Genomic DNA, 21,830 nt, shown 5'->3' with positions numbered 1-21,830 from the left:
GATCAGTCGTGCGAGTGCAGGGGCTTGCCGGCCAGGGCCAGGTGGGCCTCGCCGAGCGCCTCGTTCTGCGTCGGGTGGGCGTGGACGAGCTGCGCGACCTCGGCCGGCAGCGCCTCCCAGTTGTAGATCAGCTGGGCTTCGCCGACCTGCTCGCCCATACGGTCACCGACCATGTGGACGCCGACCACGGCACCGTCCTTGACCTGGACGAGCTTGATCTCGCCCGCGGTCTTCAGGATCTTGCTCTTGCCGTTGCCCGCGAGGTTGTACTTCAGAGCGACGACCTTGTCCGCGCCGTAGAGCTCCTTGGCCTTGGCCTCGGTGATGCCCACGGAGGCGACCTCGGGGTGGCAGTACGTCACCCGGGGGACACCGTCGTAGTCGATCGGAACGACCTTCAGACCGGCCAGCCGCTCCGCGACCAGCATGCCCTCGGCGAAGCCGACGTGCGCGAGCTGGAGGGTCGGGGCCAGGTCGCCCACGGCCGAGACGGTCGGGACGTTGGTCTGCATGTACTCGTCGACGAGGACATAGCCGCGGTCCATCGCGACGCCGGCCTCCTCGTAACCCAGGCCCTGCGAGACCGGACCGCGGCCGATCGCGACCAGCAGCACCTCCGCCTCGAAGGTCTTGCCGTCGGCGAGGGTGACCCGCACACCGTTCTCGGTGTACTCGGCCTTCTGGAAGAAGGTGCCGAGGTTGAACTTGATGCCGCGCTTGCGGAAAGCGCGCTCAAGAAGCTTCGAGCTGTTCTCGTCCTCGACCGGGACGAGGTGCTTCAGGCCCTCGACGATGGTGACGTCGGTGCCGAAGGACTTCCACGCCGAGGCGAACTCGACGCCGATGACGCCGCCGCCCAGCACGATCGCGGACTGCGGGACGCGGTCCAGCTTCAGCGCGTGGTCCGAGGAGATGATGCGGTTGCCGTCGATCTCCAGGCCCGGCAGCGACTTCGGCACGGAGCCGGTCGCCAGGAGCACGTGGCGGCCCTGGATGCGCTGGCCGTTCACGTCCACGGAGGTGGGGGAGGAGAGCCGTCCCTCGCCCTCGATGTACGTCACCTTGCGCGAGGCGATCAGACCCTGCAGGCCCTTGTACAGGCCGGTGATCACCTCGTCCTTGTACTTGTGGACGGCCTCGATGTCGATGCCCTCGAAGGTGGCCTTGACGCCGAACTGGCCGGCTTCGCGTGCCTGGTCGGCGATCTCACCGGCGTGCAGCAGCGCCTTCGTGGGGATGCAGCCGTTGTGCAGGCAGGTGCCGCCGACCTTGCCCTTCTCGATCAGAGCGACGTCCAGGCCCAGCTGCGCTCCGCGCAGGGCCGCGGCATAACCGCCGCTACCACCGCCGAGGATCACTAGGTCGAAAACGGTGCTGGCGTCGTTCGCCACGTCACGTCCTCCATGCATGTGCGCCGTACGCCGGGCCCCGTCGCTGGGGTGTGACCGGCCGGTCGGCTGGTGTTCGGCCGCTTTTGTCTTTCGGCCCTGTGGTGGGGGCCCTGTCCTGCCGAGAACCCATCTTCGCACTTGTTGACGGTGGGCGGGACGCGGGGCCCTGGTCTGGGACGGCTGATGGTCCGTTCCAGAGGGTTACCGCTGCGTAGAGACATACGGATTTCGTCGAGAGCGAAACCTGCGTGACGCGGCGCAGCGGCGTCAAGGGGGGAACACGTGCGGCCCCGGACGTATGCCCGGGGCCGCACGCACACACAACTGCCTCAGCCGAGGTCGCCGGCCGCGGTGCGCTCCGCCAGCTTCACCAGCGTGCGGACCGCGGAACCGGTGCCGCCCTTCGGCGTGTAACCGTACGGTGCGCCCTCGTGGAAGGCCGGGCCCGCGATGTCCAGGTGCGCCCAGGCGATGCCCTCGCCCACGAACTCCTTCAGGAACAGGCCGGCCACCAGGCCGCCGCCCATCCGCTCGCCCATGTTGGCGATGTCGGCGGTCGGGGAGTCCATGCCCTTGCGCAGGTCGGCGGGGAGCGGCATCGGCCAGGAGGCCTCGCCGACCTCCTCGGCGATCTCGTGGATGGAGGTACGGAAGGCGTCGTCGTTCGCCATGATGCCGAAGGTGCGGTGGCCCAGTGCCAGCACCATCGCGCCGGTCAGGGTCGCCACGTCGACGATCGCGTCCGGCTTCTCCTCGCAGGCACGGGTCAGCGCGTCGGCGAGGACGAGCCGGCCCTCGGCGTCCGTGTTGAGGACCTCGACGGTCTTGCCGCTGTACATGCGCAGCACGTCACCCGGGCGGGTCGCGTTGCCGGACGGCATGTTCTCGGCGAGCGCCAGCCAGCCGGTGACGTTGACCTGGAGCCCCAGACGGGCGGCCGCGACGACGGTCGCGAACACGGCGGCGGCGCCGCTCATGTCGCACTTCATCGTCTCGTTGTGACCGGCCGGCTTCAGCGAGATGCCGCCCGAGTCGTAGGTGATGCCCTTGCCGACCAGGGCCAGAGTCTTCTCCGCCTTGGGGTGCGTGTAGGCGAGCTTCACCAGGCGGGGGCCGTGGGTCGAGCCCTGGCCGACGCCCAGCAGGCCGCCGAAGCCGCCCTTGACGAGCGCCTTCTCGTCGAGGACCTGCACCTTGATGCCGTGCTCCTTGCCGGCGGCCGTGGCCACGGCGGCGAAGGACTCGGGGTACAGGTCGTTCGGCGGGGTGTTGATCAGGTCGCGGGCGCGGTTGATCTCCTCGACGACCGCGACGGCGCGCTCGGCGGCCGCCTTGAAGGCCTTGTCGCGCGGCTTGGCGCCGAGCAGGGCGACCTCGGCGAGCGGCAGCTTCGGGCCGTTGCCGTTCTTCTGGTCCTTCGCGGCGAGCTTGTTCTCGCCGCCCTGGTACGCGGTGAAGGCGTATGCACCGAGGAGCGCGCCCTCGGCGACGGCCTCGGCGTCCTCGACCGACACGACCGGCAGTGCGAAGCCGGCCTTCTTCGAACCGGCCAGCGCACGCGCGGCGGAGCCCGCGGCGCGGCGCAGGGCCTCCGCGTCGAACGCCGCGTCCTTGGCCGGGACCGAACCGAGCCCGACCGCGATGACGACGGGGACCTTGAGGCCGTCCGGCGCGGGGAGCTTGGTGACTTCGCCCTCGGCACCGGAGGCGCCCAGGGTCTCCAGGACGGTGGCGAGCTTTCCGTCGAACGCCTTGTCCACGGCCTCGGCGCCCGGTGCGACGACCGGACCCTTGGCGCCCTTGGCGACGCCGACGACGAGTGCGTCGGCGCGCAGCGTCGCCGCACCGGCAGTGCTGAGAGTGAGAGCAGTCACGGTGGTGAAATCTCGCTTCCGTTGAGTTCATTTGTCGGTCGAGGGGTGGGCCGACCGTGCCCGGCGCATCGTAGACGCCGCCGCAATGTGCCGGTAATGAGCGTACGCGCGCCTTTGCTGTCGGATCACGTCGGCGGGCCGTCGGCGACCCGTTCCGGCGGTACGGCCTCGGCCCCGGCCGGCCCGGCCGGGGCCGAGGAGACGTGAACGCCCCTGCCAGTAGGGTCGGTTGGGAGTGCCGGAGCGAACGGGGGAGAGGGATGCGCGCTCAGTGGGCTGCACGCATGTCGGGACCGGGGCCGGCACTGACCGCCGTACTGATTGTGTTGACGGTCCTGGTCGGCTGCACCGCGGCGCCGGAATCCGCCCCCGCTGAGCGCTGGGGGCCGAGGCCCGGTGCCGACTGGCAGTGGCAGCTCTCCGGCCGCCTCGACCCCACCGTGGACGTCCCGGTGTACGACATCGACGGCTTCGAGCACGACGCGTCGGCGGTCGCCGATCTGCACCGCCGGGGCCGCAAGGTCATCTGCTACGTCTCCACGGGGGCCTGGGAGGACTTCCGCCCGGACGCCGAGAGGTTTCCCGCCTCGGTGCGGGGGAGGGGCAACGGCTGGCCGGGGGAGCGCTGGCTCGACATCCGCCGCACGGACGTGCTGGAACCGCTGATGGAGGCCCGGATCGAGATGTGTGCGAGGAAGGGCTTCGACGCGGTGGAGCCCGACAACATGGACGGCTACCGCAACCGGACGGGTTTCCCGCTGACCTCTGCCGACCAGCTGCGCTACAACCGGCTCGTCGCCCGCATCGCCCACCGTCACGGGCTGGCCGTCGGCCTGAAGAACGACCTGGACCAGATTCCGCAGCTGGAGCCGGACTTCGACTTCGCGGTCAACGAACAGTGCGCGCAGCACGACGAGTGCGCCGCCCTCACACCGTTCATCGAGGCGGACAAGGCGGTGTTCCACGTGGAGTACGAGGTGCCGGTGGCGCGGTTCTGCCCGCAGTCGAAGAAGCTGCGCCTGAGCTCACTGCGCAAGAGGTACGAACTGGGAGTCTGGCGCCGGAGCTGTACGTCGAGCCCGTCCGGAAATTGACGACATATCGGCAATCCGACCGCCTCGCGCTCTCTCAGCCCATGGCCAGCCCCACCAGCGCCCCCGTCGCCGCCACCTCCGCGACCGCACCGAACACATCCCCCGTGACCCCGCCGAACCTCCGTACGCAGTGCCGCAGCAACACCTGCGCAGCGGCCAGCCCGCCCACCACGGCAAGTCCCTGGTGCAACGGCGCATACCCGCCGAACACCGCCCCCGCCCCCGCGCACGCGGCCACCACCACCGCGGCCGCACCGGCCGCCGCCCGCAGCGGAACCGTTCCCGCCACCGCCGCACCCAGCCCCTCCGGCCGGGCCGGCGGTACGCCCTGACGGGATGCCAGCGTGAGCGCCAGCCGGGCGGTGACCCCGGCGACGGCCGCCGCCATCGCGCCGTACGCCCAGCCCTGCCCGTACAGCTGGTGGAGGACGGCGACCTGGGCCAGCAGCACGAACAGCAGGGTGATCACACCGAACGGCCCAATGTCCGACTGCTTCATGATGCGCAGCGCGTCCTGAGCGGGTTTGCCGCTGCCGAGCCCGTCCGCGGTGTCCGCGAGGCCGTCGAGATGCAGTCCCCTCGTGAGGACCGCGGGCACCGCGGCCGAGGCGACCGCGGCGAGCAGTGGCCCCGAGCCGAACAGCAGCAACAGCGCACCGGGCGCCGCCGCCGACAGCCCCACCGTCAGACCGGCGAGCGGGGCGCACAGCATCCCGGCGCGGGCCGCTTCACGGTCCCAGCGGGTGACGCGGACGGGGAGGACGGTCAGGGTGCCGAAGGCGAAACGTATGCCGTGGCTGTTCGGGGAGGTCACGGCGCGCAGGCTAATCGCTCCTCCGGGTCGATAGATTGGCCGAAACGCTGCAGAACGCCACAAAAGTGGTTCATCGGGAGAGGGTGGCATGGGTCACTGGTTCGATCAGAACTTCGTCGAGCCGGGGAAACTGCCCCTGCTCCTCGCGCTGGCCGCCTTCGTGCTGACCTTCGCCATCACTCGTCTCATCACTCGGCTGATCAGGGCCGGGAAGGGGCCGTTCCGCAACATCACACCCGGCGGCCTGCACGTCCACCATGTGGTGCCCGGTGTGGTGCTGACGGTGATCGGCGGCTTCGGTGCGGTCTCCAGCGGGCGGCACGGTCTCACGGCGGGCATCTGCGCGGTGATCTTCGGGATGGGCGCGGGGCTGGTGCTGGACGAGTTCGCCCTGATCCTCCATCTCGACGACGTGTACTGGACGGAAGAGGGCCGGCAGAGCGTGGAGGTCGTGGTCCTCACCGCGGCGCTCGTCCTGCTCCTCCTCGGCGGCTTCTCGCCGCTCGGGGTGAACGAACTGACCAGCGATCAGGAGCAGGGACGGCTCGGCATCCTCCTGACCCTGTTGATCAACTTCTGCTTCGTGCTGATCGCGCTCTTCAAGGGAAAGGCCCGGATGGCGGTGATCGGCACCCTGGTGCCGTTCGTCGCCCTGTTCGGCGCGATCCGGCTGGCCCGGCCGACCTCGAAGTGGGCGAAGCGCTTCTACCGCAACCGCCACCGCGCCCGCTCCAGAGCGGTGCTGCGCGCGTACCACCACGACCGGCGCTGGGTGGGGCCGCGCCGCAGATTCGAGGATCTGATCGGCGGCGCACCGGACCGGACCCCGGCCCCAGTGCGCAGGTCCTGACCGCGGCGGGCGCGCAGATGGCGGCTCCGGTCGTGACGGACCGTGAAACCGCACAGGATCAGCACCGCGACGATCGCCGCGAGATGCTCCTTGCCCGCCAGGTTGTTCTTGAGGACCACCTCGACGACCATCGCCGCGATCACCACCGCACCGGTGACCCAGGCGCGGTAGACGTGGCACAGATACACCGCGATCCCCACCACCGCCGCCGACGGACCGGTGTCGACGACCTGTGCGTCCGACGCGGGCAGTCCGAGCAGCCCGTCGGGGCCGGCCGCGACGCCCACCCGTGCGTACAGCGTCCCGGCCAGTGTCGCGACGTACGCGATCAGCAGGGTGCGCCCCCGGCCCGGACGGATCTCGGCGATCCCGAACACCACCAGCACCTGCGCCAGCGCACCCCACACCGGCAGATCCGGCGCGGGTACGAACAGCGACAGCGGGGTACGCAGCAGGGCGAGCCACAGCGGGTCCTCGGCCCGCACCGAGCCGAGTACGTGCACCGGCCGCCGGCCCCAGGACTGGTTCTGCGCCGCCTGGAGCAGGGCCGTCAGGCAGACCGCCCCCAGCGTCATCGGCACGGCCCGCAGCCGGGAGCCGGTGAGCGCGCAGCGTACGGCGGACAGCAGCGGCCCCCACTCGCGGCGGGCGGCCGTGCGCAGCGCGGTCACCGGTCTCATCTACGGGTCCCCAGATGCGCGCGGTGCATCCACCTGGGCAGGCCGGGGGCCTCCAGGAACCCTTCGGCGCGGGCTGCTGCGATGCCGATGCGCAGCAGGTCGGAGCTCTTCTCGAAGAGCATGAAGCGCGGTTCCCAGATCGGTCGGTACTTGGCGTTGGCGCGGTAGAGCGACTCGATCTGCCACCAGCGCGAGAAGAAGCTGAGCAGCGAGCGCCACAGTCTCAGCACCGGTCCGGCGCCGAGCCGTGATCCCCTCTCGAAGACGGACCGGAACATCGCGAAGTTGAGCGACACCTGGGTGATCCCGATCTTCGGCGCGCGCTGCAGGAGTTCGATGACCATGAACTCCATCAGGCCGTTCTCGGAGTTCCGGTCACGGCGCATCAGGTCCAGCGAGAGACCGTTCGGACCCCAGGGGACGAAGCTCAGTACGGCCCGCAACTCGCCCTGTCCGGGAGCGTCCCCGCTGTCCCGGCACGCCAGCATCACGCACTGCCCGTCCGCCGGATCGCCGAGCCGTCCCAGCGCCATCGAGAAGCCGCGCTCGGTCTCCCCGTCGCGCCAGTCGTCGGCGCGGCGCAGCAGTTCGGCCATCTCGTCGTCGGGGATGTCCGCGTGGCGGCGGACGGTCACCTCGTACCCGGCGCGCCTGACCCGGTTGTAGGCCTGGCGGACGGTCCGCATCGCCCGTCCGTCGAGGGTGAACTCGGCCGTCTCCACGATCGCTTCGTCGCCGAGTTCCAGCGCGTCGAGGCCGTGCCGGGCATAGACCGTGCCGCCCTCCTCGCTCACCCCCATCACCGCGGGGATCCAGCCGTGCTCGCGGGCCTCGGCGAGCCACGGCTCGATCGCGCCGGGCCAGGCCTCCGGGTCGCCGATCGGGTCACCGGAGGCGAGCGAGACCCCGCCGACCACCCGGTAGGCGACGGCGGCCTTCCCGGTCGGCGACCAGACGACGCTCTTCTCCCGGCGCAGCGCGAAGTAGCCGAGCGAGTCGCGGTCGCCGTTCCTGTCGAGCAGGACGCGGAGCCGGTCCTCGTCCTGCGGGGTGATCGGGTCGACGGCCCGGCGGGAGCGGAAGGCCGCGTACACGACGGCGATCAGCAGCAGGGTGGACAGGATGTTGATGACGACATCGACCCAGCCGGGCACGGTGATGCCGGGGAAGCGGCGGTTGTCGGAGGCGACCGAGATCAGCCGAAGCGCGCCGTAGCGCCAGCGGTCGAGGAAGGTCGAGCGGGACGCGTCGTGCGCCGTGTTGGTGACGGTGACGAGCAGGGTCGCGATCAGCGAGGTGATCAGCAGGCCGCCGACGGCGACCACGGCCGCCAGCTTCGGGTTGGATCTGTCGCCCTTGGCGTAGAACTCGCGCCGGCCGAGGAGGAGCGCCAGGACGAACGCGGCGGTCAGTGCCAGGGAGATCCAGTTCTGCGGGTACTGCCGGATCTCCGGGAAGGGGATCACAAAGGCGAAGAGCAGGAGCAGCAGACCGCTCAGCACCATGTTGACGATCCACGCGGCCCGCTTGCGGCGGCGCATGGTGACCGCCAGGAAGAGTGCTACCACCCCGGAGGAGAAGCCCGCGGTGAGCAGATAGGGCGTGAAGTAGTTCTCGGTGTTGTGCCGGCGGAGGTCTTGGCCGAGCGTGACCCAGACAGCGCTCAGGAAATTGATGAACGACACGGCGCGCAGATACCAGATGGCGAATGCCGCGCTGCGTCGTGAGCGGACGGTGCTCCGCCGGACACCCCCACCGGACAATCGGACCTCTCCCATGAAAAGCGATCATATGGGGCATATCGCTTCGCAAGGGGCTGCGCTGCGGCCGGTGTCCGTGACCGGCGGCCGCAGCCCGGCAGGGTCTGTCAGTCGACGGCCGTGCTGCCGTTCGCGCCGGCCTCGTCGCCGTCCTTCTCGTCGTCCTTCTCGCCGTCCTCGCCGGTGTCCGCGGGTGCGCGCTCGGGCAGCTCCGCCGCCAGCGCGGCCGCGGCCTGCACGAGCGGAAGCGCCAGCAGGGCCCCGCTCCCCTCGCCCACGACGACGCCCTGGTCGAGCAGCGGGTTGAGCGCCATCCGGTCCAGCGCCTTCGTCTGCGCCGGCTCGCCGCTCACCTGGCCCGCCAGCCACCAGTCCGGCGCCCGGAAGGCGGCCCGCTGGGCGACCAGCGCACACGCCGAGGAGACCACGCCGTCCAGGATCACCGGCAGCCTGCGCACCGCGCACTGCAGGAGGAATCCGGTCATCGCCGCCAGGTCGGCGCCGCCGACCGTGGCCAGCAGCTCCAGCTGGTCACCGAGGACCGGCCGGGCCCGTCGCAACGCGTCCCGGATCGCCGCACACTTGCGCATCCAGGCGAGATCGTCGATGCCCGCACCGCCGCGCCCGGTGACCACCGAGGCGTCCGTGCCGCACAGCGCCGCGATCAGCGTGGACGCCGCAGTGGTGCCGCCGACGCTCAGATCGCCGAGCACCACCAGATCGGTGCCCGAGTCGGCCTCCTCGTCGGCGATCGCGATCCCGAGCCGCACGGCCTGCTCGGCCTCCTCGGCCGTCATCGCGTCCTCGATGTCGATCCGGCCGCTGCCGCGCCGCACCCGGTGACGTACGACCGGCTCGGGCAGCAGTTGCGGATCGCAGTCCAGGCCGGCGTCGACGATCCGCACCGGTACGGAGAAGCGGCGGGCCAGCACGGCGAGCGGCGTCGCACCGTCCAGCGTGGCCCGCACCAGCTCGTGCGCGGTTCCGGACGCACGGCCCGAGACACCCAGTTCGGCCACCCCGTGATCACCGGCGAAGAGCACCACGCGCGGCTGCTCGATCGGCTTGACCGGTACGGCCTGCTGCGCGGCCGAGAGCCATTCGCCCAGCTCGTCGAGGCGGCCGAGGGCACCCGGGGGCACGATCAGCCGCTCCCGGCGTTCCTCGGCGTCGCGCCGTACGCCGCCGTCGGGGCGTTCGATCAGGTCGGAGAAGTCGTCCAGATTCACGGGGGTCTGCCTCGCGGGTCGTTACGTGGTGTGGGCCGGTGAGCCCGCCGCCGGGCTCATTGCGGAACAGTACCTGCCGCGTTTCTGACGCCCCATCGGTGCGGCGGGCGGTGGATCAGGCCCCGAACCGCAGCAGCGTCATCGCGGGGGTCAGCGTCCGCAGACCCGGCGTCAGGTGCTGGAGCCGGATCAGCTCGCCCATCGCACCCCGTCCGCGTGGCAGCCCCAGGGCGTGCACCTCGGTGATGTTCGGATGCGCACTGCCCAGCTTCTTCCGCTCGCGAGGGTTCATCGCCCAGCGCATCGGCGGGATGGTCATGGCGCCGACCTTCGACGTACCGGCCACTGTCCCTCGCGCCAGCCAGCGCGCCATCGAGTCCAGGACGAGGACGCCGCCGGGCAGCCGTTCGGCGCAGCCCGCGAGGATCTTCCGCACCTCGGCAGGTTCCAGATACATCAGCAGCCCCTGCGTCGTGACGGCCACACCCCGGCCGACCGGGTCCTCGATCTCGTCCAGCCAGGAGAGGTCGGTCGCCGAACGGGACAGCGTCCGCAGCCGGTCCGACGAGGGCAGCAGAGTACGGCGCAGCGCGGCGACCTCCGGCAACTCCACGCTCAGCCAGTTGAGCCGGCCGTTGTCGACCCGCCAGAAGCCGGTCTCCAGACCGTCGCCGAGCCCGACCACGGTGGCCTGCGGATGGGCACGCAGGTAACCCTCCACCGTCAGGTCGAAGCAGCGCGAACGCAGCGCCTGCGCCTGCGAGTGGAACGCGTTCGGCCGCCCGAACCGCTCCTCGAAGGGGTAGTCGAGGTCCGCCACCAGCTGCAGCGCCATCGGATCGTCGATGACGGGATAAGGCTGCCCCGCCTCGTACGCCCGGTTGTAGAGCGTCCACAACAGGGTCTCCGGGACCCCGTTCAGCATCGGCCGTACACGTGTCATGTCCGCTCCTTTCCCGCTCTGCCGTTCCGTCCGCTCAGCCGCGCAGTGTCACTGCCTGCCCGGCCACCACCAGCAGTACGTGCTCGCACTCGTCGGCGAACGCCGCGTTCAGCCGGCCCAACTCGTCCCGGAACCGCCGCCCGGAGGCCGTCGCGGGAACCACGCCGGAGCCGACCTCGTTGGTGACGGCGACGACGGTACGCCGCGTCCCGCGCACCGCGCCGACCAGTTCGGCGATCCGCTCCCGCAGCGCGGTCTCGCCGCCGTTCGCCCATGCCGCGTCGGACCAGGCGTCCACCCGGTCCATCGCGTCCGTCAGCCACAGCGACAGGCAGTCGATCAGCAGCGGCGGCCCGTCCGACTCCAGCAGCTCCGCCAGTTCACAGGTCTCCTCGGTGCGCCAGGCGGCCGGCCTGCGCTCCCGGTGCAGACCGATCCGGGCAGCCCACTCCGTGTCGCCGTCCCGGCCGCCGCCCGTCGCCACGTACACCACCTCGGGGAACGTCTCCAGACGCCGCTCGGCCTCCACCGACTTCCCGGACCGCGCACCGCCTGTCACCAGCGTGCGCCGCGGGACATCCGGTACGGCCTGGTAGTCACCCACCACCAGCGTCGTCCCGTCCGGCACGGTCCGCGCCCCGGACGCCGCGAGCCGCCGGTCCAGCTCGGGGCCGGGCGGTGCGTCGTGGTCGATATGGACGGCGATGATCTCGGTGGCCGGACCGATCGCCTCGACGGCCCGTAGCCGGGCCACCGCGTCCGGCCGCCCGGTCACATCGCCGACGACCATCTCGTAAGGCTGCGCCACCCGGTCCGCGAGACCGGCGGGGGCGGCGCCCGGGGGCATGTACAGCAGCCGCTCGCCCTCCGGGGCGGTCACCTCGTATCCGGTCCCCGGCGCGTCCATCGGTACCGCCCGGATGCGGTGCCCGCTGATCAGCGTCAGCTCCTGGCCGTCCGGCACCCGGGCGGCCGGGGGCAGCCCGGCGGGCAGCTCCATGGCGGGCCCGTCGTGCGGATGGGTGAGCAGGACCTGCCGTACGCCGGTCAGCGAATGCCCCGCACGGGCGGCCGCGAACACGGCCCCCGGAGTGAGATCGAGCAGCAGCGCATCGTCGACCAGCAACGCGGTCGCGGCTCGCGCCCGTGGCCCGCGGGCGGTGGCGCAGGCGGCGCACGGACATTCGGGGCGGGGCAGCCCGTCGGGGGCTCCGGTGCCGAGCAGAGTCAGTTCCACGCTCCTGATCCTCCCGCGTCCCCGCACCGACTGCGCGACCAACCCTGCGCGTCCAGCCACTAGGCTGCGGGCAGCAACGTGACCCAGGAGGCGGACATGGCGTGGACGTGGCGGTTCGAGAAGTCCGACGGTACGGAGACGGAGCCGGCCCTGCAGCCGGAGGAATTCACGACCCAGGGCGACGCGGAGTCCTGGATCGGGGAGTTCTGGAAGGAACTCCTCGACGGCGGCGCGGACCAGGTGACGCTGTTCGAGGACGCGACGAAGATCTACGGCCCCATGAGTCTCCAGGCCGACCAGGGCTGACCCGTTCCACCGGCATGCACGGGCCCCGGGTGCCGTTCGTCGGTACCCGGGGCCCGAGCGGGTGCCAGCCCGCAGACGGTCAGATCTCGCCCAGCGTGACGTCCGCGGTGCTCTGCACGTTGTCGCGCAGATACGTCACCGTGACCTTCTGGCCCGGCTTGTCGACGGCCAGTGCCTCCGACAGCGAGGTGATCGTCGTGACCTGCGTGTCGCCGATCTTCGTGACGATGTCGCCGGCCCGCAGCCCCGCCTTGTCGGCGGCGCCGCCCTTCGTGACGCTGACCAGCGCCACCCCGGCCGGCTGGTAGTTGTCGTCGACGACCGTGCGGCCGGTGATGTTCAGTGCCGCCCGGCCCGAGTCGGTGACCTTGCCGTTCTTGATGATCTGGTCGGCCACCGTCCTGACCATCGAGGCGGGGATCGCGAACCCGATGCCCGGCGCGGCACTGTCACCCATGGCCGGGTCCACCGCTCCCAGGGTCGGGATGCCGATCACCTGGCTGTCCAGATTGACCAGTGCGCCGCCGCTGTTGCCCGGGTTGATCGCCGCCGAGGTCTGCACCATGTTCGCGATGGTCGCCCCGGTGCCCCCGCCCGCGCGGCTCTCGGTCACGGTCCGGCCGACCGCCGACACGATGCCCTGGGTGACGCTGCTGGACAGTCCGAGCGGCGAGCCCATCGCCAGCACGATCTGACCGACCTCGACCTTCTCCGAGTCACCGAACGTCGCAGGCTGCAGCCCGCTCGGCACGTCGTCGAGCTTGATGACGGCCAGGTCCTGTTCCGGATACGCGGCGACCAGCGAGGCGCTCAGCACCTTCTCGCCGGTGGCGGCGGTGACCTTGAAGGTCTTCTCCTCGCCCACCACATGAGCATTGGTGACGATATGGCCCTTGTCGTCGTAGACGATGCCTGAGCCGAGACTGTTGGAGGCGTCGATCTGTACGACCGACGGCAGGACGTTCTTGATGACGGTCTGGAAATCGGTCTGCAGCTCGTCGGCGGACGGGGTGGTCGAAGCCTGCTGCTTCGCGCCCGACGGGGTGGCGCCGGCCTGCGACGCGTTCGACGTCGATCCGGAGCAGCCGCTCACCAGGGCGAGGGCGCAGAGGCCTGCCGTCAGCGGCAGCAGCAACCTGCGGGCACGGGTACGTGAGTGGGAAGCATCCATGTCCGGATTATTACTTTTAAACCCATTGGCGGCCTGTTGGGTGCAGCCGATCGGGCGGGACGCCCGGTATCACGGGGCGGCGCTCAGCCCCGCACGCCGCACAGATGGAGCAGTGCCGCCACCCTGCGGTACGGGTCCGTCCGCCCGGCCCGGTCCTCCGCGGCCAGCACCCGGTCCAGTTCCGCCGCGGCCGGCAGTTCCACGTCATTGCTCATGTGGTCCGTGAAGATCCGCACCCCGTACCAGGCGTGCAGCGGCGCTGCGATCCCGGCGAGTGTGGCGGTGAGGTCGTCCAGCCGGTCGGCCCGGACCGTCAGTCCCAGCCGGTTGGTGTACACGTCCGTGTCGAACGCGGCCAGCGTGGTGTCCCAGTCCCCGGCGGTGCCGGGCCGCATCGCCAGCGCGTCCCCGTTCCGCACGAGCAGGGACAGCAGCCCGCCGGGCGCCAGCATCCGGGCCAGGCCCGCCAGCATCGCGTCCGGCTCCTGGACGTACATCAGCACGCCGTGGCAGAGCACCACATCGAAGCTGCCCGGCAGGAAGTGCACCCCGGTCTCCAGGCCGTCGCCCTCGATCAGCCGGACCCGCTCCCGGATGCCCGCGGGCTCGTCGGCGAGTGCCTCGCGGGCCACCCGCAGCATCTCGGCGTCGGACTCCAGGCCGGTCACCGTGTGGCCGGCCCGGGCCAGCCGCAGTGCCTGGGTGCCCTGCCCCATGCCCACATCGAGGACCCGCAGCCGCTGCCCGACCGGGAAGCGCGCGGCGATCTGCTCGTCGAGCTGCCGGGCGACCAGCTCCTGGCGGACGGTGTTGCGCAGCCCACCGGCCCCTTTGAGCCAGGTGGAAGAGGCCCCGGAGAGCGGGGACGTGCCGCGGCGAGGCGGGCCGACGGACGGACCGGCGACTGAGCCGGAGACCTCCGTACTCAGGGCCGCTCTCCGCGCTTGACCTGCGGCTTCGGCAGACGGAGCCTGCGCATCTGAAGCGTACGCATCAGTCCGTAGGCGACCGCGCCGCGCTTCGGCGTATCGGGGAAGCGCGCGTTCAGCTGCTTCTTCAGCCGGAACGCGAGACCGATCGAGTCGATGACGATCAGTACGATCACGCCGAGCCAGAGCAGCAGTGAGATGTTCTGGATGTTCTGCACCTGGATCACGCTGAGAATCAGAATGACCACTGCCAGCGGCAGGAAGAACTCCGCGATGCAGAAGCGCGAGTCCACGAAGTCGCGGACGAAGCGTCGCACCGGACCCTTGTCACGGGCCGGCAGGTAGCGCTCGTCGCCACTCGCGAGAGCCTCCCGCTGCTTGGCCATGTCCACGCGGCGCGCTTCGCGCTGGCGCTTCATGGCCTCCTTGCGGTCGAGCGGCGCACCACTGGAGGCACGACGGCGCTGCGACTGGGCATCGCTGCGCTTGGGGGTGGGGCGACCCTTGGGTGCCTGCGGGTCGCGGGGCTGCGTGGAGAGGTCCGCCGTCACCTTGGAGGTGGGCGCCTTCTCTTCCTTCGAACGGCTACGGAACACAAAGCCCAAGGGTACGGGGTCGGCGGCGGCGACCCCAGCCCGGTCGGGAACGATCCGGCAACGGCCTGCGTCCTCACATGTGTCCTGAGGGGGGCAGAACGGACGTTGCCGCCGGTTTCCCTGACGGCCACCTACTCCCTGGGCCGGAGCTGTGACCGGGAGCAGTCGTCCTTGGGGAGGACCACATCCTTGCTCGAACAGTGCGGTAATAGAGACAGGGCCCGTACTGTGGGTTCTGTTGGAGTGCTGGAGCCCAGTCCGTCAGAAGGGGGCGCGCGAAGCCCATGAGCGGTGTCATGAAGCGTATGGGGATGATCTTCCGCGCGAAGGCAAACAAGGCCCTTGACCGGGCCGAGGATCCGCGCGAGACCCTCGATTACTCGTACCAGAAGCAGCTGGAGCTGCTTCAGAAGGTGCGCCGCGGTGTCGCCGATGTGGCGACCTCGCGCAAGCGCCTGGAGCTGCAGCTGAACCAGCTGCAGGGCCAGACGTCCAAGCTGGAGGACCAGGGCCGCAAGGCGCTCGCGCTCGGTCGTGAGGACCTGGCCCGCGAGGCGCTGTCGCGGCGGGCGGCCCTCCAGCAGCAGGTCACCGACCTGGAGTCGCAGCACTCGACGTTGCAGGGCGAGGAGGAGAAGCTCACTCTCGCGGCCCAGCGGCTGCAGGCCAAGGTCGACGCCTTCCGCACCAAGAAGGAGACGATCAAGGCCACCTACACGGCCGCCCAGGCGCAGACCCGGATCGGCGAGGCGTTCTCCGGGATCTCCGAGGAGATGGGCGACGTCGGCCTGGCGATCCAGCGGGCCGAGGACAAGACCCAGCAGCTGCAGGCGCGTGCCGGTGCGATCGACGAGCTGCTCGCCTCCGGTGCGCTCGACGACCCGACGGGGACGGCGAAGGACGACATCGCCGCCGAGCTCGACCGGATCTCCGGTGGTACGGATGTGGAGCTGGAGCTGCAGCGCATGAAGGCCGAACTGGCCGGCGGCTCCGCTCCGCAGCAGGCGATCGAGGGCGGCTCGCAGGACGCCGCCCAGCAGCAGTCGTCGCAGTCCCCGCACAAGTTCGACAAGCAGTGAGGCAGACGTCATGATCGTTCGGATCATGGGGGAGGGTCAGCTGACGCTGGCCGACAGTCATCTCGCCGAGCTGAACAAGCTCGACGACGAACTGCTCGCCGAGGTGGAGAGCGGCGACGGCCCAGGCTTCCGCACCACTCTCCACGCGCTCCTCGCCAGGGTGCGCGAGCTCGGCACGTCCTTGCCGGACGACTCCCTGGAGCCGTCCGAACTGATCCTGCCGTCGCCCGACGCCACCCTCGAAGAGGTACGCGACATGCTCAGCGACGACGGTCTGATCCCAGGCTGACGTCAGCCGCTCCAGCACCCGCACGCAAGTGCTCCGCCCCGTGTCCGGTCCGCCGGCCGCGGGGCGGAGTGCTTTTCTGACCGGTACGTCGTGCTGCCGGACCGGTTCGTCCGGATCGGTACGTTCTGCGTCCGGGGCCGGAGGCGGATGGGCCGGATCCGTGCGCGACACGCCGTACCGTTGCTTGACGTGACCACCCTCGGAACCGGGTTCGCGCGCGTGCGGCGCTGGCTGCGCGACCATCCCCTCGCTTTCGACGGCGCGCTTGCCGTGGCCGTGCTCGCCGCGATGATCGCCGGGTCGTTCACCGACCCGAACGCGCCGAACGGGCCCAGCTTCGGCACCCGCACGCCCGAGCCGGCCAGCGTGGTCCTGATGGTGCTGGGCGCTGCCGTGCTCGTCCTGCGGCGGCGCAACCCCATGGCGGTGCTCGCCGCCACCGGCGCGCTGACGATCGTCGAGTTCGTGGTGGTGGACCCGCCCGCCCCGGTGGTGATGAGCGCGGTCATCGCGCTGTACACGGTCGCCGCGGCCACCGACCGGCCCACCACCTGGCGGGTCGGCCTGCTGACCATGAGCGTTCTGGCGGCGTGCGCGATGCTCTTCGGGGCTTCCCCCTGGTACAGCCAGGAGAACCTCGGGGTCTTCGCCTGGACCGGCATGGCCGGTGCGGCCGGGGACGCCGTCCGCTCACGGCGGGCGTTCGTCGACGCGATCAGGGAACGGGCCGAACGGGCCGAGCGCACCCGTGAGGAGGAGGCCCGCCGCCGGGTCGCCGAGGAACGACTGCGGATCGCCCGCGATCTGCACGACGTCGTCGCCCACCACATCGCTCTGGTCAATGTGCAGGCCGGGGTCGCCGCCCACGTCATGGACAAGCGCCCCGACCAGGCCAAGGAGGCGCTCGCCCACGTCCGGGAGGCCAGTCGCTCCGCACTGGGCGAACTCCGTGCCACCGTCGGGCTGCTGCGCCAGTCCGGCGACCCGGAGGCGCCGACCGAGCCGGCCCCCGGCCTCGCGGTCCTCGGCGAACTGGTGGACAAGGTCCGACGAGCCGGCCTTCCGGTCGAGGTGGCGTGCGCCGACCGGCTGAGCCCGCTGCCGGCAGCCGTCGATCTCGCCGCGTACCGGGTGATCCAGGAGGCGCTGACCAACGTGCAGAAGCACGCGGGCCCCGGGGCGAAGGCCGAGGTGAGTGTCATACGGGTCGGGGAGACGGCCGAGGTGACGGTCCTCGACAACGGCACGGGCCGGACCGAAGGCGCGGGCAATGTCGCCGGCGGCGGCCACGGACTGCTCGGCATGCGCGAACGCGTCACCGCCCTCGGCGGCACCCTCACCGCCGGGCCCCGGTACGGCGGCGGATTCAGGGTTCATGCGATCCTGCCGGTCAAGGCCCGCACGGGAGAGCCGGAGTTGCCGGGCGCGGCGGGACGGACGGGGGAACGCCCATGACACCGCCCATCAGGGTGCTGCTCGTCGACGACCAGGCGCTGCTGCGCAGCGCGTTCCGGGTGCTGGTCGACTCCGAGCCCGACATGCAGGTGGTCGGCGAGGCGGCGGACGGTGCCGAAGCCGTGGCGCTCGCCCGCTCGACGCGCGCCGACGTGGTGCTGATGGACATCCGGATGCCCGGTACGGACGGCCTCGCCGCGACCCGGATGATCAGCGCCGACCCGGAGCTGGCAGGTGTGCGGATCGTCATGCTCACCACCTTCGAGGTCGACGAGTACGTGGTGCAGTCGCTGCGGGCCGGTGCGTCCGGCTTCCTCGGCAAAGGGGCGGAACCGGATGAACTGCTCAATGCCATCCGTATCGCCGCGGGCGGCGAGGCGCTGCTCTCCCCGGCCGCGACCAAGGGGCTGATCGCCACCTTCCTTGCCCAGGGGGGCAGTTCGGACGGCTCGGGGCCGAGCGCCGCCGAGTACTCCGAGCGGCTCGGCGCGCTCACGGGTCGCGAACGTGAGGTGCTGGTCCTCGTCGCGGGCGGGCTCTCCAACGACGAGATCGCCGAACGTCTGGCCGTGAGCCCACTCACCGTCAAGACCCATGTGAACCGGGCGATGGCGAAGCTGGGTGCCCGCGACCGGGCCCAATTAGTGGTAATTGCGTATGAATCGGGCCTGGTGCGTCCCCGGGTGGAGTAGCAGGTGGAGCAGTGGCGTACTCCACCTGCGGTATGCGCCGCATAAGAATGCGACCCTGGGGCCGACGCTTTCGCCCCGGCGGATGAGCGATCGTATAGCTGGGCCGGGTCTGTCCCCGAGTCACCCGCCCACCTGCCGCGTAAGCCACAGAAGAGAGACCCACCCATGTCCTGGCTGTCCAGATTCAGCCTCGCGCAAAGGGCCCTGATCGGGCTGATCTCGATCGTCGCGCTCGTCTTCGGAGCGATCGCGATCCCGCAGCTCAAGCAGCAGTTGCTGCCCACCATCGAGCTCCCGATGGTGTCGGTGCTCGCCCCCTACCAGGGTGCGTCTCCCGATGTGGTCGAGAAGCAGGTCGTCGAACCGCTCGAGAACACCATCAAGTCCGTCGACGGAGTCACGGGCGTCACCTCGACCGCCAGCGAGGGCAACGCCGTCATCATGGCGTCCTTCGACTTCGGCGACGAGGGCACGAAGCAGCTGGTCGCCGACATCCAGCAGGCGGTCAACCGCGCCCGCGTCCAGCTGCCCGACGACGTCGACCCGCAGGTCATCGCCGGTTCGACGGACGACATCCCGACCGTCGTCCTCGCCGTCACGTCCGACAAGGACCAGCAGGCGCTCGCCGACCAGCTGGACCGCACCGTCGTCCCGGCCCTGGAGGACATCGACGGTGTCGGCCAGGTCACCGTCAACGGTGTCCAGGATCTCCAGGTCTCCATCACCCCCGACGACAAGAAGCTCGCGGCCGCCGGACTGAACGCCGGATCCCTCGCCCAGGCCCTGCAGGCGGCCGGCGCCACGGTCCCGGCCGGTTCCTTCTCCGAGCAGGGCAAGAGCCGTACCGTCCAGGTCGGCGGAGCCTTCACCTCGCTGAAGCAGATCGAGGACCTGCGGGTCGCCGGTCAGAACCCGGCCGCCGACAAGCCCGGAAAGCCGGTCCGCGTCGGTGACATCGCCACGGTGAAGCAGGAGCCGGCCACGGCGGTCTCCATCACCCGCACGAACGGCAAGCCGAGCCTCGCCGTGATGGCGACGATGGACAAGGACGGCAGCGCCGTCGCCATCTCGGACGCCGTCAAGGACAAGCTCCCGGACCTCCGCAAGGACCTCGGCGCAGGCGCCGAACTGACCGTCGTCTCCGACCAGGGCCCCGCCGTCTCCAAGGCGATCTCCGGTCTGACCACCGAGGGCGCGCTCGGCCTGCTCTTCGCGGTCATCGTGATCCTGGTCTTCCTCGCGTCGCTCCGCTCGACGCTGGTCACCGCGGTCTCCATCCCGCTCTCCGTGGTCCTCGCCCTGATCGTGCTCTGGACCCGCGACCTGTCGCTCAACATGCTCACGCTCGGCGCGCTGACCATCGCGATCGGCCGCGTCGTCGACGACTCGATCGTCGTCCTGGAGAACATCAAGCGTCACCTCGGCTACGGCGAGGAGCGCCAGTCCGCGATCATCACCGCGGTGAAGGAAGTGGCCGGCGCGGTCACTTCCTCGACCCTCACCACGGTCGCGGTCTTCCTGCCGATCGGTCTGGTCGGCGGCATGGTCGGCGAGCTGTTCGGGTCGTTCTCCCTGACCGTCACCGCGGCCCTGCTCGCCTCGCTGCTGGTCTCGCTGACCGTGGTCCCGGTCCTGTCGTTCTGGTTCCTGCGCGCCCCCAAGGGCAGCACGGAGAACCCGGACGAGGCCCGTCGCAAGGCCGAGGAGAAGGAGGCCCGCAGCCGGCTCCAGCGGCTGTACGTCCCGGTGCTGCGCTTCGCGACCCGGCGCCGTATCACCAGCATCGCCATCGCCGTCGCCGTGCTCTTCGGCACCTTCGGCATGGCCCCGCTGCTGAAGACCAACTTCTTCGACCAGGGCGAGCAGGAAGTCCTCTCCATCAAGCAGGAGCTGACCCCCGGCACCAGCCTGGCGGCCGCCGACGAGGCGGCAAAGAAGGTCGAGACGCTCCTCGACGGCGACAAGGGCGTCAAGGACTACCAGGTCACCGTCGGCTCCTCCGGCTTCATGGCGGCCTTCGGCGGCGGTACGGGATCCAACCAGGCCTCGTACCAGGTCACTCTGAAGGACTCGGCCGACTTCGACGCCACCCAGAAGCGCATCGACGAGGGCCTCGGCAAGCTCGACGGCATCGGTGACACCACCATCGCCGCGGGCGACGGCTTCGGTAGCCAGGACCTGAGCGTCGTGGTGAAGTCCGCCGACGCGGACACCCTGAAGAAGGCCTCCGAAGAGGTGCGGGCGCAGGTGGCCGAGCTCAAGGACGTCACCGACGTCCAGAGCGACCTGGCACAGTCGGTCCCGCGCATCTCGGTCAAGGCCAACGCCAAGGCCGCGGCCGCCGGCTTCGACCAGACCACGCTCGGTGCGGCTGTCGCCGGAGCGGTGCGCGGCACCCCGTCCGGCAAGGCGATCATGGACGACACCGAGCGCGACGTCGTCATCAAGTCCGCCCACCCGGCCACCACGATGGACGAGCTGAAGAACCTCTCGCTCGGCCGGGTCAAGCTCGGCCAGATCGCCGAGGTGAAGCTGGTTCCCGGCCCGGTCTCGATGACGAGGATCGACGGCCAGCGCGCCGCCACGATCACCGCCCGCCCCACCGGTGACAACACCGGCGCGGTGAGCGCCTCGCTCCAGTCGAAGATCAACGCCCTGGACCTGCCGGACGGCGCCACCGCCACCATCGGCGGTGTCTCCGAGGACCAGAACGACGCCTTCATGAAGCTCGGTCTGGCCATGCTGGCCGCGATCGCGATCGTCTTCATGCTGCTCGTCGCGACGTTCCGCTCGCTCGTCCAGCCGCTGATCCTGCTGGTCTCCATCCCGTTCGCGGCGACCGGCGCCATCGGCCTCCTGGTCGTCACCGGCACCCCGATGGGCGTACCGGCAATGATCGGCATGCTGATGCTGATCGGCATCGTGGTGACCAACGCGATCGTGCTGATCGACCTGATCAACCAGTACCGGTCGCAGGGGATGGGCATCGTCGAAGCAGTCATCGAGGGCGGCCGCCACCGTCTCCGCCCGATCCTGATGACCGCACTCGCGACGATCTTCGCCCTGCTCCCGATGGCGCTCGGCGTCACCGGCGAGGGCGGGTTCATCTCGCAGCCCCTCGCGGTCGTGGTGATCGGCGGTCTGGTCACGTCGACGCTGCTGACGCTGCTTCTGGTGCCGACGCTCTACGCGATGGTCGAGCTCCGCAAGGAGCGCCGCGCGAAGAAGAAGGCGATCAAGCGGGCCAGGAAGGCGGGCCTGTCGGCCCCGGCCCAGCCGGAGGAGACCACCTCCGAGGAGCCGCAGCCCGCGAAGGCGTAACGCAGGGCGCGCAAAGGCCCCGGCACCGTTTCAACGGTGCCGGGGCCTTTGCGCGCCTCCGGCGGTCCCGGCCCGTCCGGCGTCCGAGGGCCGGGGCCCGGAGGCGGAATCCCCGCCAAG

At 70.6% G+C, this 21,830-nt stretch carries 18 protein-coding genes and 1 pseudogene; 8 read left to right on the top strand and 11 right to left on the bottom strand.

Annotated elements, in window-relative coordinates; genetic code table 11:
* Positions 1–2 precede the first annotated feature (2 nt).
* Both lpdA and ACFYP5_RS07240 read right to left on the bottom strand, forming a co-directional pair.
* A complete protein-coding gene (lpdA, locus tag ACFYP5_RS07245; RefSeq protein ID WP_030970745.1) occupies positions 3–1,391 on the bottom strand; it encodes a dihydrolipoyl dehydrogenase in 1,389 nt (462 codons plus the stop codon).
* Between the two features lie 329 nt (positions 1,392–1,720).
* Complete coding sequence (locus ACFYP5_RS07240) at positions 1,721–3,265, bottom strand: leucyl aminopeptidase (RefSeq protein ID WP_389031744.1); 1,545 nt, start codon at positions 3,263–3,265, stop codon at positions 1,721–1,723.
* A gap of 284 nt (positions 3,266–3,549) precedes the next feature.
* Between ACFYP5_RS07240 and ACFYP5_RS07235 the strand changes: the two genes are divergently transcribed.
* Positions 3,550–4,359 carry an endo alpha-1,4 polygalactosaminidase gene (locus ACFYP5_RS07235; protein ID WP_389031742.1) on the top strand — a complete coding sequence of 270 codons (810 nt, stop codon included), beginning with the start codon at positions 3,550–3,552 and terminating at the stop codon, positions 4,357–4,359.
* Positions 4,360–4,393: 34 nt separating this feature from the next.
* On the opposite strand, the gene ACFYP5_RS07230 is transcribed toward ACFYP5_RS07235, so the two are convergent.
* Positions 4,394–5,173, bottom strand: a complete 780-nt coding sequence (locus ACFYP5_RS07230; RefSeq protein WP_389031740.1) for an adenosylcobinamide-GDP ribazoletransferase — start codon at positions 5,171–5,173, stop codon at positions 4,394–4,396.
* Between the two features lie 88 nt (positions 5,174–5,261).
* On the opposite strand from ACFYP5_RS07230, the gene ACFYP5_RS07225 reads away from it, so the two are divergent.
* Complete coding sequence (locus tag ACFYP5_RS07225) at positions 5,262–6,023, top strand: hypothetical protein (protein WP_389031738.1); 762 nt, start codon at positions 5,262–5,264, stop codon at positions 6,021–6,023.
* Here the strand turns inward: ACFYP5_RS07225 and ACFYP5_RS07220 are convergent.
* The 5 genes and pseudogenes from ACFYP5_RS07220 to ACFYP5_RS07200 form a co-directional block, all read right to left on the bottom strand.
* Positions 5,969–6,703: pseudogene (locus ACFYP5_RS07220) on the bottom strand (hypothetical protein); the annotation flags it as partial. The gene ACFYP5_RS07225 and the pseudogene ACFYP5_RS07220 sit on opposite strands and share 55 nt — an antisense overlap.
* Positions 6,700–8,481 carry a phosphatidylglycerol lysyltransferase domain-containing protein gene (locus ACFYP5_RS07215; RefSeq protein WP_389031736.1) on the bottom strand — a complete coding sequence of 594 codons (1,782 nt, stop codon included), beginning with the start codon at positions 8,479–8,481 and terminating at the stop codon, positions 6,700–6,702. The pseudogene ACFYP5_RS07220 and the gene ACFYP5_RS07215, both read right to left, overlap by 4 nt.
* Positions 8,482–8,570: 89 nt before the next feature.
* Positions 8,571–9,692, bottom strand: coding sequence for a nicotinate-nucleotide--dimethylbenzimidazole phosphoribosyltransferase (gene cobT, locus ACFYP5_RS07210; RefSeq protein ID WP_389031734.1), 1,122 nt, complete (start codon positions 9,690–9,692; stop codon positions 8,571–8,573).
* A gap of 115 nt (positions 9,693–9,807) precedes the next feature.
* Positions 9,808–10,635, bottom strand: a complete 828-nt coding sequence (locus ACFYP5_RS07205) for a class I SAM-dependent methyltransferase (RefSeq protein ID WP_389031731.1) — start codon at positions 10,633–10,635, stop codon at positions 9,808–9,810.
* A 34-nt stretch (positions 10,636–10,669) separates the two neighbouring features.
* On the bottom strand, positions 10,670–11,872 hold the full coding sequence (locus ACFYP5_RS07200; protein WP_389031728.1) for a bifunctional adenosylcobinamide kinase/adenosylcobinamide-phosphate guanylyltransferase: 1,203 nt from the start codon (positions 11,870–11,872) through the stop codon (positions 10,670–10,672).
* A gap of 96 nt (positions 11,873–11,968) precedes the next feature.
* Here ACFYP5_RS07200 and ACFYP5_RS07195 point away from each other — a divergent pair, with 96 nt between their 5' ends.
* Positions 11,969–12,178, top strand: a complete 210-nt coding sequence (locus ACFYP5_RS07195) for a hypothetical protein (RefSeq protein ID WP_030933634.1) — start codon at positions 11,969–11,971, stop codon at positions 12,176–12,178.
* 79 nt (positions 12,179–12,257) lie between these two features.
* On the opposite strand, the gene ACFYP5_RS07190 is transcribed toward ACFYP5_RS07195, so the two are convergent.
* The 3 genes from ACFYP5_RS07190 to ACFYP5_RS07180 form a co-directional block, all read right to left on the bottom strand.
* On the bottom strand, positions 12,258–13,349 hold the full coding sequence (locus ACFYP5_RS07190) for a S1C family serine protease (protein ID WP_389031725.1): 1,092 nt from the start codon (positions 13,347–13,349) through the stop codon (positions 12,258–12,260).
* An 83-nt stretch (positions 13,350–13,432) separates the two neighbouring features.
* The gene (locus ACFYP5_RS07185; protein ID WP_389032932.1) at positions 13,433–14,167 is read right to left on the bottom strand and encodes a class I SAM-dependent methyltransferase; all 735 of its coding nucleotides are present in this window, start codon (positions 14,165–14,167) and stop codon (positions 13,433–13,435) included.
* Positions 14,168–14,274: 107 nt separating this feature from the next.
* On the bottom strand, positions 14,275–14,874 hold the full coding sequence (locus ACFYP5_RS07180) for a DUF3043 domain-containing protein (protein ID WP_389031722.1): 600 nt from the start codon (positions 14,872–14,874) through the stop codon (positions 14,275–14,277).
* Between the two features lie 296 nt (positions 14,875–15,170).
* Between ACFYP5_RS07180 and ACFYP5_RS07175 the strand changes: the two genes are divergently transcribed.
* The 5 genes from ACFYP5_RS07175 to ACFYP5_RS07155 all read left to right on the top strand — a co-directional run bounded on the left by ACFYP5_RS07175 (position 15,171) and on the right by ACFYP5_RS07155 (position 21,710).
* On the top strand, positions 15,171–15,953 hold the full coding sequence (locus tag ACFYP5_RS07175) for a PspA/IM30 family protein (RefSeq protein ID WP_389031720.1): 783 nt from the start codon (positions 15,171–15,173) through the stop codon (positions 15,951–15,953).
* 10 nt (positions 15,954–15,963) lie between these two features.
* A complete protein-coding gene (locus tag ACFYP5_RS07170) occupies positions 15,964–16,242 on the top strand; it encodes a hypothetical protein (RefSeq protein WP_030933621.1) in 279 nt (92 codons plus the stop codon).
* 189 nt (positions 16,243–16,431) lie between these two features.
* Positions 16,432–17,697, top strand: coding sequence for a sensor histidine kinase (locus ACFYP5_RS07165; RefSeq protein ID WP_389031716.1), 1,266 nt, complete (start codon positions 16,432–16,434; stop codon positions 17,695–17,697).
* Positions 17,694–18,389 (top strand): response regulator, encoded by a 696-nt coding sequence (locus ACFYP5_RS07160; protein ID WP_389031713.1) that lies wholly within the window; start codon positions 17,694–17,696, stop codon positions 18,387–18,389. The genes ACFYP5_RS07165 and ACFYP5_RS07160 overlap by 4 nt, the downstream gene beginning before the upstream one ends.
* A gap of 165 nt (positions 18,390–18,554) precedes the next feature.
* The gene (locus tag ACFYP5_RS07155; RefSeq protein ID WP_389031711.1) at positions 18,555–21,710 is read left to right on the top strand and encodes an efflux RND transporter permease subunit; all 3,156 of its coding nucleotides are present in this window, start codon (positions 18,555–18,557) and stop codon (positions 21,708–21,710) included.
* Positions 21,711–21,830 lie beyond the last annotated feature (120 nt).

It is taken from the genome of Streptomyces sp. NPDC005262 (assembly GCF_042872425.1).
Taxonomy (GTDB): domain Bacteria; phylum Actinomycetota; class Actinomycetes; order Streptomycetales; family Streptomycetaceae; genus Streptomyces.
Note: the sequence above shows the minus strand (reverse complement) of the source record. Positions and strands in the feature narration are given on the sequence as shown.

What these genes read in the sequence shown, in the direction of transcription:
- ACFYP5_RS07235 (WP_389031742.1), top strand. Translation starts at nt 3,550, where the DNA reads ATGTCGGGACCGGGGCCGGCACTGACCGCCGTACTGATTGTGTTGACG.
- ACFYP5_RS07225 (WP_389031738.1), top strand. Translation starts at nt 5,262, where the DNA reads ATGGGTCACTGGTTCGATCAGAACTTCGTCGAGCCGGGGAAACTGCCC.
- ACFYP5_RS07215 (WP_389031736.1), bottom strand. Translation starts at nt 8,481, where the DNA reads ATGGGAGAGGTCCGATTGTCCGGTGGGGGTGTCCGGCGGAGCACCGTC.
- ACFYP5_RS07205 (WP_389031731.1), bottom strand. Translation starts at nt 10,635, where the DNA reads ATGACACGTGTACGGCCGATGCTGAACGGGGTCCCGGAGACCCTGTTG.
- ACFYP5_RS07195 (WP_030933634.1), top strand. Translation starts at nt 11,969, where the DNA reads ATGGCGTGGACGTGGCGGTTCGAGAAGTCCGACGGTACGGAGACGGAG.
- ACFYP5_RS07190 (WP_389031725.1), bottom strand. Translation starts at nt 13,349, where the DNA reads ATGGATGCTTCCCACTCACGTACCCGTGCCCGCAGGTTGCTGCTGCCG.
- ACFYP5_RS07175 (WP_389031720.1), top strand. Translation starts at nt 15,171, where the DNA reads ATGAAGCGTATGGGGATGATCTTCCGCGCGAAGGCAAACAAGGCCCTT.
- ACFYP5_RS07170 (WP_030933621.1), top strand. Translation starts at nt 15,964, where the DNA reads ATGATCGTTCGGATCATGGGGGAGGGTCAGCTGACGCTGGCCGACAGT.
- ACFYP5_RS07160 (WP_389031713.1), top strand. Translation starts at nt 17,694, where the DNA reads ATGACACCGCCCATCAGGGTGCTGCTCGTCGACGACCAGGCGCTGCTG.
- ACFYP5_RS07155 (WP_389031711.1), top strand. Translation starts at nt 18,555, where the DNA reads ATGTCCTGGCTGTCCAGATTCAGCCTCGCGCAAAGGGCCCTGATCGGG.